The sequence below is a fragment of the Clostridium sp. UBA5988 genome (genome assembly GCF_002435615.1).
GTDB lineage: Bacteria > Bacillota > Clostridia > Clostridiales > Clostridiaceae > Clostridium_J > Clostridium_J sulfidigenes.
Genome location: NZ_DJBA01000073.1, coordinates 1 through 12,580, shown reverse-complemented (window position 1 = coordinate 12,580; position 12,580 = coordinate 1). Strand labels below are relative to the sequence as shown.

The 12,580-nt window shown below is 27.9% G+C and carries 16 protein-coding genes; 3 read left to right on the top strand and 13 right to left on the bottom strand.

What is annotated here, in order from left to right:
* The first annotated feature begins 167 nt into the window (after positions 1 to 167).
* The 3 genes from B3J31_RS15365 to B3J31_RS15355 all read left to right on the top strand — a co-directional run bounded on the left by B3J31_RS15365 (position 168) and on the right by B3J31_RS15355 (position 2,208).
* The gene (locus B3J31_RS15365) at positions 168 to 368 is read left to right on the top strand and encodes an EscE/YscE/SsaE family type III secretion system needle protein co-chaperone (protein WP_035131749.1); all 201 of its coding nucleotides are present in this window, start codon (positions 168 to 170) and stop codon (positions 366 to 368) included.
* A gap of 284 nt (positions 369 to 652) precedes the next feature.
* Positions 653 to 1,723, top strand: a complete 1,071-nt coding sequence (locus B3J31_RS15360) for a uroporphyrinogen decarboxylase family protein (protein WP_346874192.1) — start codon at positions 653 to 655, stop codon at positions 1,721 to 1,723.
* 284 nt (positions 1,724 to 2,007) lie between these two features.
* The gene (locus tag B3J31_RS15355) at positions 2,008 to 2,208 is read left to right on the top strand and encodes a hypothetical protein (protein ID WP_346874191.1); all 201 of its coding nucleotides are present in this window, start codon (positions 2,008 to 2,010) and stop codon (positions 2,206 to 2,208) included.
* Positions 2,209 to 2,324: 116 nt separating this feature from the next.
* Here the strand turns inward: B3J31_RS15355 and B3J31_RS15350 are convergent, their stop codons facing one another.
* The 13 genes from B3J31_RS15350 to B3J31_RS15290 form a co-directional block, all read right to left on the bottom strand.
* On the bottom strand, positions 2,325 to 2,855 hold the full coding sequence (locus B3J31_RS15350) for a DUF3888 domain-containing protein (protein ID WP_346874190.1): 531 nt from the start codon (positions 2,853 to 2,855) through the stop codon (positions 2,325 to 2,327).
* Positions 2,856 to 3,049: 194 nt separating this feature from the next.
* A complete protein-coding gene (locus tag B3J31_RS15345; protein WP_346867444.1) occupies positions 3,050 to 3,661 on the bottom strand; it encodes a DUF1048 domain-containing protein in 612 nt (203 codons plus the stop codon).
* Positions 3,654 to 3,986 (bottom strand): PadR family transcriptional regulator, encoded by a 333-nt coding sequence (locus tag B3J31_RS15340; RefSeq protein ID WP_346867445.1) that lies wholly within the window; start codon positions 3,984 to 3,986, stop codon positions 3,654 to 3,656. The genes B3J31_RS15345 and B3J31_RS15340 overlap by 8 nt, the downstream gene beginning before the upstream one ends.
* A 203-nt stretch (positions 3,987 to 4,189) precedes the next feature.
* The gene (locus B3J31_RS15335) at positions 4,190 to 5,044 is read right to left on the bottom strand and encodes an RNA methyltransferase (protein WP_346874189.1); all 855 of its coding nucleotides are present in this window, start codon (positions 5,042 to 5,044) and stop codon (positions 4,190 to 4,192) included.
* A gap of 194 nt (positions 5,045 to 5,238) precedes the next feature.
* Positions 5,239 to 5,529 carry a CD3324 family protein gene (locus B3J31_RS15330; protein WP_346867390.1) on the bottom strand — a complete coding sequence of 97 codons (291 nt, stop codon included), beginning with the start codon at positions 5,527 to 5,529 and terminating at the stop codon, positions 5,239 to 5,241.
* A gap of 347 nt (positions 5,530 to 5,876) precedes the next feature.
* Positions 5,877 to 6,542, bottom strand: a complete 666-nt coding sequence (locus tag B3J31_RS15325; protein WP_150843963.1) for a Type 1 glutamine amidotransferase-like domain-containing protein — start codon at positions 6,540 to 6,542, stop codon at positions 5,877 to 5,879.
* 63 nt (positions 6,543 to 6,605) lie between these two features.
* Positions 6,606 to 7,379, bottom strand: a complete 774-nt coding sequence (locus B3J31_RS15320; protein ID WP_346874188.1) for a class I SAM-dependent methyltransferase — start codon at positions 7,377 to 7,379, stop codon at positions 6,606 to 6,608.
* A 42-nt stretch (positions 7,380 to 7,421) separates the two neighbouring features.
* Positions 7,422 to 7,979: a hypothetical protein gene (locus B3J31_RS15315; protein ID WP_150843965.1), complete on the bottom strand. Its 558-nt coding sequence runs from the start codon at positions 7,977 to 7,979 to the stop codon at positions 7,422 to 7,424.
* Positions 7,980 to 8,147: 168 nt separating this feature from the next.
* Positions 8,148 to 9,647: a S41 family peptidase gene (locus B3J31_RS15310; RefSeq protein ID WP_346867391.1), complete on the bottom strand. Its 1,500-nt coding sequence runs from the start codon at positions 9,645 to 9,647 to the stop codon at positions 8,148 to 8,150.
* A gap of 53 nt (positions 9,648 to 9,700) precedes the next feature.
* On the bottom strand, positions 9,701 to 10,093 hold the full coding sequence (locus tag B3J31_RS15305; protein WP_346867392.1) for a hypothetical protein: 393 nt from the start codon (positions 10,091 to 10,093) through the stop codon (positions 9,701 to 9,703).
* Between the two features lie 80 nt (positions 10,094 to 10,173).
* Complete coding sequence (locus tag B3J31_RS15300; RefSeq protein ID WP_346867393.1) at positions 10,174 to 10,668, bottom strand: hypothetical protein; 495 nt, start codon at positions 10,666 to 10,668, stop codon at positions 10,174 to 10,176.
* Positions 10,669 to 11,059: 391 nt separating this feature from the next.
* Positions 11,060 to 11,875 carry a class I SAM-dependent methyltransferase gene (locus tag B3J31_RS15295; protein ID WP_150843968.1) on the bottom strand — a complete coding sequence of 272 codons (816 nt, stop codon included), beginning with the start codon at positions 11,873 to 11,875 and terminating at the stop codon, positions 11,060 to 11,062.
* 68 nt (positions 11,876 to 11,943) lie between these two features.
* Positions 11,944 to 12,480 carry a flavodoxin domain-containing protein gene (locus B3J31_RS15290; protein ID WP_150843969.1) on the bottom strand — a complete coding sequence of 179 codons (537 nt, stop codon included), beginning with the start codon at positions 12,478 to 12,480 and terminating at the stop codon, positions 11,944 to 11,946.
* Positions 12,481 to 12,580 lie beyond the last annotated feature (100 nt).

Here is a 12,580-nt window from a genome sequence, read left to right as displayed (position 1 = left end):
TAATTTAAAATTTATAACATACAATAACTTTACTAGTTCATAGTGAATTTCTTTACCTCTTAGTAATAATAATTATCTATGGTAAAGAAACTTACTATGACTAAAAATTAAATTAGGTATTAAATTTTATCTTAATATCTGAAAATAAAACTTAGGAGGAAATTGTTATGCAACAAAATCAAGGAAAAAATGCTAAACAACATGTTCAGGATGTACAAAGTAAACTTCAGGATTCAACAAACTGCTTAAATCAAGCATTAAACTCTGTTGAAAAACCACAAAACAGACAAAAAATCCAAAATACTCTTAATTCAGTAGAAAGTGCATTAAATTCAGTAAATAGTACTCTTTCTAACTATCAAGAATAACAAAACACAAGGTTAATCCCAAAACCTTGTGTTCTATATGAATACCAATTAATTTAATAGAGAGACTGAGATATTAAATAAAATAATTAATATCTCAGTCTTTTTCTATATTATATTTCATCATTTTAACAAACAAAATTTATCTTTTTATATTGGTTATATCAATAGATATATATTATATATAGGATAATTCAATTATACATATTCATTTTTGTCTTATATAATTACTTTAGAGTTATGTAACTAATATGTAAAATATATTTTTGTTAGGAGGGAACCTTTAAGTGATTAAAGAAGAAATGACTCCAAAAGAAAGAATGGATGCATTTTCTAGAGGATTAGAAATTGATAGACTAATTTGTATCCCCGACATGGGAGCAACTATGGCGCCATTCATTGGTATAACAACTAAGGATTACTATCATTCTGCACGACTAATGGCAGATTTAGAAATAGCTTTGTTTAAAAAACTTCGTCATGATAGCGTAGGCATATCTACTAGTCTTAGAGGAGTGGCTGAAGCTATGGGAGCCAAGGTATGCTATCCTGATTATGCTATCTCCTATTTACTAGAACCTGCTATTAAATCAATAGATGAAATTGAATCTCTCAAAATAGTAAACCCTCTAAAGGATGGAAAATTACCTATACTACTGGAAGCATTAAAACTTACTAAAGATGCACTTATAAATGATGTAGATGTCAGTGCCTCTATGTCTGGTCCTTTTAGTGTTGCAGCCTCTGTAGTAGGAACTGAAAATTTATTAAAATGGATGATTAAATATCCTAAAAAAGTTCATACTCTTATGGAAATAGTGTCAGAATCTAATAATAGATACATAGAAGAAGTTGCTAAACTGGGTATCTCAATTAGTTTTGCTGATCCAGTCTCATCAACAAGTCTTATAAGTCCAAAGCAATTCAGAGAATTTTCCTTACCTGCTCTTCAAAAAAACATAAATAAAATAAAAGAAAAAACTGGTAGTTACCCTGGTATACACATCTGTGGAAAAAGTAGAGACATTTGGGAAGATGTTGTGAATACTGGAATTTCTAATTTTAGTATTGATAATATAGAAGATATAGAAGAAGCTAAAAATGTGATGGGTGATAAAGTTGTAATAACCGGAAATGTTCCTCCTGTTGATGTTATATATGCTGGAACTAAAGAAGACATTTTTAAGTCAGTTAAACAATGTATTAGAAAAGGTTACAATTCTCAAAAAGGTTATATTTTAAGCACTGGATGTCAAATCCCAATGCACACTCCAATGAAGAATATTGAAGCCTTTATGGATGCTGGTAAATTATACGGAAAGTATCCAATAGATCTAAAAGAACTAATGAATGATTAATAGAACTTTTTACTGAAACCTTATGAAATAGATTCTTTAATAATCTATTTCATAAGGTTTTTTCTTTCATAAGCTAAACTTTCCAAGTATGATTTTAAATTTATCACATATAATAATTTTGATATTTCATAGTGAAATTCTTCTGATATTAATGGTGTTAATAGGACTGTTGTAGATGAAAAAATTTACTATGAACAAAATTTCACTCTTGGATTGAGCTTAAGCTTATTTTCATAATATGCTAGCTCCATACCTTAAAAATAAAATTTTAGGAGGTAATTGTTATGCACAATAATGAAGGAAAAAGCGCTAAACGCCATCTACGAGATGTACAAATTGAACTTCAAGATTCAAAAACTTGCTTGGATCAAGCATTAAAATCTGTTGAAAAATCACAAAACAGACAAATAATCGAAAATACCCTTAACTCAGTAGAAAGTGCACTACATTCATTAAATAACACACTTTCTAACTATGAAGATTAGTAAAAACTAGTGCTATTATATTCCACTATTTCCTCTTCGCCAATATCCTTTTTAGGGTATTGGCGAATTTTATTTTACTCTAACTTAACTAGCTATAACAACTTGATGCTAAAATCTTACGCAATCTCTGTCATTATATGCTCATAGATTGGTGGTAAGTCATAACTTTTTATATGCTCAAACTTTTTCACCTTAACCCTTCCGTTACCTTCTACAGTGAAATCAATATTATCAGTTCCCACAAGAATATGAGGTCCTATATAGGGATTTACTTGAAGGCTTATATCAAAGACAAAGGAACGATAACCATTTGGTCTAGAAATACTATTTATATATATAGAGTAAGGGTCAACTAGTGGCGTTTGAGATAAGTATGTAGAATAATATTTTTCTACCTCAATCTGGATATAAGGCATTAGTAAAGCTAAAAACACATCCTGATACAGTTCTTCTGTGGACTCCTTAGGTGGTTGATGAGGTAAGTCTACGGTTGTAGATACATTCATAAAAACCTTATCACCTTCCATCCCTCCATATACTTCATCATTTTCTATTCCAAATATTATTTTCTCATTTATATTATACATTAATACCATAACAGCCAATAAAATTTGTCCCTTCTTAATGTATTTTTTAAAATTAATCATTACCTATGCCCTCTTTTCTTTAATTCTCATTTCCTTTATGTATATAGTATGTGTATACTTACAACCAAGGATACACTACAATAAAAACTCATATTGTAAAAACGTCTTACAGAACCCTATTTAAAAGGTAAATATTTTGTTATTTGTCTATATAAATAAAGCAGTAGAATGCTAAAATTCTACTGCTTTATTACTTAATCTAACCTCACCTTTCTATTTCTAAAAGCTTTACCTATGATGTAACTTAATAGCAATATTGCTACTAAAATCATGAATGTGTATAATGAATTAATTTCTACAACAAAATTTGTAATTAAGATAAAGTTTAGAATTGCTCCTGGTATCACAAATAAAATATATAATAATAACACCTTTATTATTTTTTTTGTATTTCCTCTATTTTTTATTATTACTTTCCTTAATCCTATACTAAAAATAAACCTACAAAACAAAAAGTCAACTATAAACATAAAAATTATATTTAAGGTAAATTTCATATCAAAAATATAATATAATAATGACATCATTGCTGACATAATTATTGCCCACCTAGTACTTTGATATATATTAAGTATTGTACTACTATTAATATCCTTTGATTTTATTATTTCTTTACAAAACTCTTCAATATTATTACCAATAATACTCTTCACATCAATACCATCATCCTGTGCACTTATTAATAAGTCCTTTACATCTTCACTTACTTCATCAATAAAGTTACCTTCCATACCACTACTTGATAAGTACATTACTATACTGGTGTATGCTTCCTTATATTCATCCCTCAATATGCTATTACTCATCGTCCATCCCCCCTATAATCTTATTTACATTAACATGTAGTTTATTCCAGTATTCTATAAAACCTTTAAGTTCTATACTTCCCATTTCTGAAAGTTTATAATATTTTCTATTAACTCCCGCGGATGATTTCCTTCTTTCAGCAATTATTAACTGATTTTTTTCAAGCCTAAGTAACAATGGATAAAGCGTTCCCTCAACAATATCTTCAAATCCACATTCTTTTAATTTTGTTAGTAATTCATAACCATAGGTCTCTTCCTTTGAAATTATACTTAGTATACATCCTTCAAGAATACCTTTAAGAATTTGAGAATTATTATTCACAGCAACTCCTCCTTTACCTTGTAATACAAAGTATACTATTATTATATTAAAAGATACTTTGTATTGCAAGGTATATTAAATAAATCCTGAATTACTTAATACTTGCCAAAAATAATCACTAAAAAAAGAAGGTGTAGCCTCTAATACTACTCCCTCTTTCATACTTATATAATCTACTAACCCTTGCTTTACTTAAATTATAGTTAGCCAATTCTTTTACCTAAATTCTTTTGAGAAAGGCTTGCTTCATAAACAACCATAGTAGCTGCTACTCCTACATTTAAGGAATCTGCCCCTCCAAACATGGGGATTATTATTCTTTCACATTCATATTTATTCCAAATTTCTGAAATTCCATGTATTTCATTTCCTACAATAATAGCAATTCTCCCTTTATAATCAGCATCATAGTAATTGTTACTGGCTTTTAAATCAGTAACAATAATCTTAAATCCATTACTTTTAAGCCACCTTACAAGTAATTCTATGTCACTATTTACAACTGGCAACATAAAACTAGATCCCATGCTTGACTTTATCAGCTTTTGATTTATTTTTCTAACCTTACTATTACAAATAATTACTCCATCTCCACCAGCACCATCAACTGACCTTATAATTGTTCCAATATTTCCTGGTTTCTCTAATCCATCAAGTATTACTAGTAAATTGTTTTCCTTTAGTTCTACATCCTTAAGGTCATACTTTGGAAAACTACATAATAGAAAAAATCCTTCTCCACTCTCTCTGCTACTCAACCTTTTACACAAATTACTTGATATTAAACATGAATTCTCTGCTACCATAGAAATACTCTTAACCATATCAAGGATAGATTTGTTTTTAATAAACTCTAGACAAAATACAAAGTTTATTATTCTAATATTACTTTTAATTATCTTTTCATAGGCCCATAATCCCTCTATAACAAATAAATCTTCATCTTCAACCTTTTTATTCTTTATTATTCCATTGATTAGTCTTATTGAATTGTCCTTACTACCAACAAGTTTTAAATGAGAAAACGCTTCCCCTAATTCCTCTATATTTAACCCCATTTTAAATATTATTCCTTTCTGTGTACTCAGTTAAAAATATATTTATATTTCAACCCACAAAACATAAATATCTTTAATTAATAATTTCACATATCAAAATTTATTATCATACTTATTTTAATATACAGAGATCATCAATTAATATATAAAGAACAATTCTATATTATTCTTTGCACATAAAAAGCTACCACTCATTATAAGAGTGATAGCTTTTCATTTCTATTTTTACTATATACAATTTTTTTAATACTATCTATAGAAAGAAAAAATTCTTCTGACAGCTCATCAATGGTATATCCACTTTCATGCTTATTACGTATAACTTCATTTCTATTTTGTATACGCTGCCTGGTTCCTGACTTTTCTCCCCACTTTTTTCGTGTTGTATGTTCAGATGGAATATATACATATTCTCCTTGAATATACTTTTGAATTTCTCTTAATAAATTATCTGGTAAAATTGTTTCAGCCTTTACATATCCCATAAAGCTCAGCTCCTTAAATTTATACTTTAAATTAAGGAAACAAAGCCTGTATAAGTATGAATTTATTTAGTAATGGCGACTAGATATTTACCTCTGTGCAATTGTCGCCTTAAGCCATACTTACAGACTTTGCACAGAGTATTTTGAGTTGTTCTTTCTTAGCTAATTGAAATCTCATATTTACTACCCCCAATAAACCTTATTTTCTATATAATACCAAATGCTGTAGAAATCATCAATTAATTTTCCCAATTTTGTTGATAACTAACAATATAACTATCCTCATATCAGTAATCTCCAATTATATAATTGTTATTATATATGTTATTAACAATTATCTCATTAAACTATTCCCTACTAAATGTCTGTATGTCTCCCAGTAATGTGATTGCACTATTATCAACAATTATTCCACCAGTGTCTTTAATAGCATATACAGTGTCCGCTCTTTCATTTAATACCTTATTTATATAGTTTTTTTCTATATCTGTTTCTTCATAATGAACTTCAATATCAAAGTCTCTAATCAAATTTAGTCCTCTATTATATGAGAATGTATCATAATCTTTATCAGGAGTAATATGATAATCTGCTATCTGAATCATCGCTCCAGCACTAATCCCTATAATTACTCCTAGAAAACTTTCAATCTCATTTATTAAATCAAACTCCTTTAAGCGATACATGATTTTATCAGGTAATCCTCCAGTGAAAAATATTATGTCACTGTTTCTTACTTTCTTTTTTGCACTTTCCTCTGTATCCTTAAAATGATTTACCCATTCTATATTTTCTTCCCTGATTCCATAACTCAAAAATGGTAAAATAATAGTATTATAATACTTTCCGTTACCTTTACTATAGGCATCCTGCCAATCCATATCGTTACTTATATTTTCACCGAAAGAAAATGGAATTACCAAAACCTTATCATTACACTTTATATATTTTTCCATGGAACCTTTTGCCCATTTTTCATTAAAGTTATATGAACTAAATAATATATTAACCATTGATATTCTTCCTCTCTTCATAATTCACAAAGTAATAATAGTTCCAATTATTATTTATGTGAACTACTTCATTTTGCAGTAATATACTACTGTTTCATAATCAAAAATCAATGCTCCATTTTTATTATATTTTTTAAATAGAAGTTCGAGTTCAGAAATCATATAATTGAATCTTGGGTCTTCTTCATTTGGAATATATGAATAAGATACTAAATCCCCTTTTAATCTTTCTAAATTATACACTTGAGGATTAGAAAATATTTCTTTATCGATTGTTTTTAAACCAAAGAATTTGGGTAAATCCGTATTAAGTGAATTTCCCCCCTCACGTTCTGAGTATTTTTCAATTAGTTCCATATATTCATTCATAAATTTGCTATTGCTAAATTTTCTTCTATTATTGATAATTACTACGAACCCGCCAGGTTTTAATATTCTGAGGAATTCTTTTTTTGTAGCTTCTGGTTCAAACCAATGGAATGCTTGTCCTGATGTAATTATATCTACTGATTCTGATTCCAACTTTGTATATTCAGAAGATGCATCTATTGAATGAAAATTTGTGTAATTAATTAGATACTTCTCTCCAGCGGACCTCATTTCTGCATTAGGTTCAATACCGTATACTTCGTTTTCATTATCCAAAAATATTTTAGCAGAAATTCCTGTTCCAGAGCCAATATCAGCAATAATTGCTCCTTTAGTTAAGCCAATGGATGTATTTAGAAACCCTATTATTTCATTAGGATAGTTAGGTCTATATTTTGCATAGTTCTCTACTCGACTACTAAATCTACCTTTAGGATTAAGTTCTGTTAAATTCATAATACCCTCCAAATTAAAAAATTTAATGTTTCCTTGTAAATTTTACTTGTATTATTACTCCCCATCATCAAATGCCTTTCGAGTTGCATTTCCTTTCTTCGCATCAAAATCTATAGGAAGATGATCTTCATCAATTATTTTTTCATAGTTAATGTCAGAAAAATAATTACAAAAATTAATTTCAACATAAATCAATCTGCTATTTTCTTCATCAGCTAAAGCATAAATATACCCATTATAACTATCAGCGTAAACTGCACATACTGGATAATTAAAACCAGTTGCACCATATATAAGATTGTCTTCAGAGGAATTCAACTTTGACAACCTTTCTATTTCTTTTGTATAATCTTCATCATTGCATGTATATACAAGATATGCTACATAATTTGGGTCAAATGGATTATAGTAATAATAAGTAAAATCTTCTACTTCTGCTGAATCCGGTATTTTGTTAGGGAATATATCATTAGGATGTTTACCTTCACTTCCAAGATATTCACTGTAATTTGAAATATCTGTAGTTTTGTCCTTTTCCACACCCAACATTTCACAACCACTACAAATCAACATGGCTATCATAATTGAAAAAATTATTAATATCTTTTTCATTTATTAACTCCTCCTTAAACCTTATTTTCTATATAATACCAAACACTGTAGAAATCATAAATCAATTTTCCGAATTATGTTAAAAATTGAGAATTTAAGCAAAATAAATTGTATTCATAATTTGTTTGCGTACCCTTGGGATACTTCCACAGTAAGCTTAAACAATGTTTATTTTAAGATACTCATAACCTTATTGTATACTGTATCATATTTACTTCTTTCAATGTTATCAAGATCCGAATTTAAATATTTTAAGTAATCATTTAAATCTTGTTCTATATACATATCAGGTTCAGTATGAACTTCTTCATTTGCAACACCTACACTGTTCGTAGACAGGGTTGATGAAAATTGTATAGCTATCTTACTATTTGGAAGAAGAGTAGCTATTGGCTCTCTACCTAAACCATCTCCACCTGTAGTTGTTCCTATTATTTTTGCAAACTTAGTATCCTTAACTATACTTATAAAGTACTCCGATGCAGAATAAACCATATCATCAACTAATACATATATATCCCCTTGGAAATTTATAGAATTACCATAGGGGTTTATAGTTATATCCACATCATATATTCTAAAGTTGTTTAAATCATAATTATTCTTTGGCATCTGAGATTGAGTTATTTCTTCATTAAATATTTTTGAAAAGTAATATTCATCCATAAACTTAGTATCTCTAAAACAATCATAAGAAGACATATATAGAGGTTTATCTGATAAAGCTGAAATTATAAATTCACCAAATTGATTATTTCCACCACCATTACCTCTTATATCTATAACAATATTATCAACATCTGCACATTCATTTAATAAGAAATCTTGTATAGTTGCTTGATTCTTTGCCATGTATTCGCCATTAAAACTTCTAATTTTTATATAGGCAGTTTTACCTTCGTTTACAATATCTAATACAATATTGTTATCGCTAGAATTTATAAAATCGCCATAATACCAATCTTCTAATTCCTTACTATAGGTCTCATAGTGTATAGTTGAATTTATTTTTTCATTTTTATATTCTATTTCTATATTATCTGGTGAACCATCCCTTTTAAAATAACTATCTTCGTATATATAATATTGATTTCTTTTAGAATCCTTTAATAGATAATATATTTCTTTATTGTCATATAAATAATCACTTACACTTTTTCCGTTAAATTTATTAATCATACTTCCGACTGGTATCTTTTCATTTTTAGATTTTGTAACAATATACTTTCCTTGAACATACTTCCACTTTATTTCTGGGATATAAAATGTTTTTAAATATCTGTCAGCCCAGTATTCAGTTTTTTCTTTTAAATCAACGTTACTATCATATAAACCACTGTGCTCAAAAATTAATGAATTGAAAGATATGTGGCTATGATTATTTTGTAATAAATTCATAACTAAACTTACATTTTTAATAAATTCAGTATCGTTTTTAGATTTAGATATTTTTTCTATAAATTCTTCTTTATATTCTAAAAAATTATAATTTAATTTTTTTGCTTTTACCTCAAAGAAAGGATAATTATCTTCTAAAAAATCTAACAAAAATACTGCATCTGTTTTATAAGCATCATACTTTTTATATCTTTTATATCCATAAACTCCTCCAATGATTAAGAATATGGAAATCATAAGAATTAAAAAAATCTTTAATTTTTTATTCATTAATTATTTCCTCCAAAACGAAATATATGTTTTCATTGGGTATTGAGCACCTTTTAATTACTAACCTTATTCTTAATATAATCATCTATAATCTTAATATCCTTAATATCCTTCTCTCTTCTTAATTGTGCCTTCTGCTTTTTTATACTTTCTAAACTTCCTACAGGTAATCCATCGATGATCACTATTTCATCAACGAACCAATTTTCTAGTATTTCTATTGTATCGTTTATCTGAACAATTCTTGAATTATCTTTTTCTACTGTGTACTTACAACCTTTTTTTAAAAATAGTTCAACTAAATTTGTAGTACATCCTAAATCAATATCATTTGTGGTTTTTTTAACACCATGAATTACTAAACCTGCACCAGAGGTTATCCAATATTCACTTAAAGGTAACTCCATGTTTTTAAGTATTTTAACTATATCTTCTTTTCCTAACATTTTAATAACCCCCTTAATTATATTAATTTTCATCTGATTTCTAATACTCTATAGTCCATTATAAAATTCAATTAGTAACTTTATATTATCCCTATGATATGGACTATTGCCCCTGATAATAAAGCAACAATAGTGCCAATTATTATTCCTATAACAGCACCCCTTATATGATGCCAGGGATTCTTATATTCTTTATCCATATCCTCAGTTCCAGGTATTCTTGTTCTTTTACTGTGACAAAAAAGTCCAATATCTAATACTATCATATCGTAAATATTCACTACAAAAAATAATATAAACACGTGGATATATGCAGACTTAAAGTTTTTTGCACCAGAGTAATATGCCACTACAGCAAGAACAATTGCAAAAATCAATACTGCAATTAATTTAACTGATAAATGTCTTTTTTCTTCAACTTTAATAACATCTTTATACTGAGGCAGATTTTCTACCCTATCTCTAATTTCTTTAGGGTAAGACATAATATGCTTAATAGGGTCTTTATAAAGAGAAGGTAATATAATTAGCGTGAAAACTGCACAGGAAATAACACATTCTACAAATAAAATCATATTTAATCACTCCTCGAAATCTAGATAAAAGAATGAATTTTATGCTCCTTTGACATTAGTATTTTATTCAATAAGTCCTTTTTCCTTTATAAACACTCAAAATTTATTTATATTTAAATTATAACATTAATTTCAACATAATATATATTCTTGTATATAAGTTAATTAATTCTTAAAGTGAAAATAAAATAGAAAGCACTAATTTACTTAATGCCTTCTATCTCCATCTGTAACCTATTAAAATACTTTTCCATAAACTTAAGTCTTTCTCTACCAATTTCTTTTGCTTTCTTTGTATATAACTTATCTTAAATTTTTACTTAACACTTCCGCTAAAGAACCATCACCTATTTTAAATACCTTACGACAACTAAAACCATTCTTTATATATTTATTTCTCTCCAAATGCATATATTACTGACATATTAAAATGAAGCCCGTCACCTTTATCAAAACTTTCCAGTCCTTGAAATATGTCTTTTTTAAACTCTTCAAATACATCACAACCCAAATCTTCTATTTTTTCAAATATTCCTCTAACTGCGTTGGTGCACATTTCTTGCCACCATTCCTCTTTATCCCTATACACAACATCTGTACTTTCTTCATGAACTTTAACATTTATAAAACCTGAGTCATCTAATATTTTTATTACATCCACTACTGTATCAAACTTTGGAATATCTGGCTTTCTGTCCTTATTTTCTTTTTGTAAGTTCTTAGGTAAATATTTATTAACTATTTCAGTTAACCATTTTTGATCTTCCTGTTTACCCCATATACTAAAGCCTGCTTGTCCTCCATCTTTTAATACTCCTAGTATTCCATTTAATCTATTTTCACTAAGCAAAAGATATCCTATTCCAAATCCACAAATAACATTATCAAATGAATCTTTTTTAAAGTTTAAATTCTGAGCATTCATATTCTTAACTTTTGCATTACATATTTTCTTATTTAAAATATCTTTATGGGTTTCACTTACCATAACTTTTGAATTATCTATGCCTACAGCGTATCCATCTTTACCTATTTTATCTATTGCAGCAAATAATGAAGCACCTCTACCCATTCCAATATCTAACACTTTAGCTCCTTTGTTAATCCTTGAAAGCTCAACTAATCTATTTCCAAAATCATTCCAATATTTAGGTCCAACTTTTCCAAAATCAACGGCAACCTTATCCCATATTGTTACTAACTTCATTTTATTCCTCCAGTTATATTGTTCTATTGCTCCTTTATAGACATATCACCATATTGTTTTGTAATACTCTATAATCCATTGCAAAATTCAATCAATGACTTAATTGATAATTGGTCTGTAAAATCTACTACTTTACCATAAGTTTCGAGCATCATTTTTGCTTCATCATCCATTTTATCCTCTGGCATTTTACTTACTTTGTTTTTTAATAAAGCCATCATAGACTTGTGGATAAAACCAAGATTTTTATAATCAATAGCACCTCTAAAATGAAATAATTTAATCCTATCCTGCATTTCCTTCGTAAAATTCTTATCTATAACAGGTATAAATTGTTCAGTGTTACTTGGATCAGCAAGTCCTACAGTAAATACAACTAAATTTTTATCTTTAATCTTATCAAAGGCTTTAGTAATTAATGAAACACCAAGTATTCCACTTGCATAAAGACCGCCTCCATAAATAATTGTAGAATAATTTTGCATACCTGTTACATCAATTTTAGATGCCTCAAAAATATCCGCATCAAGTGCAGTAGCAATCCATTCTGCATATTTTTTTGTTGAACCATATTTTGATTTGTATATAACAACTGTTTTACTCATATATTTCCTCCTATAACTTAATATTAACTAGACTGTTAATAAGCCTTTTATATTTTAAATAATAATTATTAAACATTTATCCTGAATTATTCATAGAAAA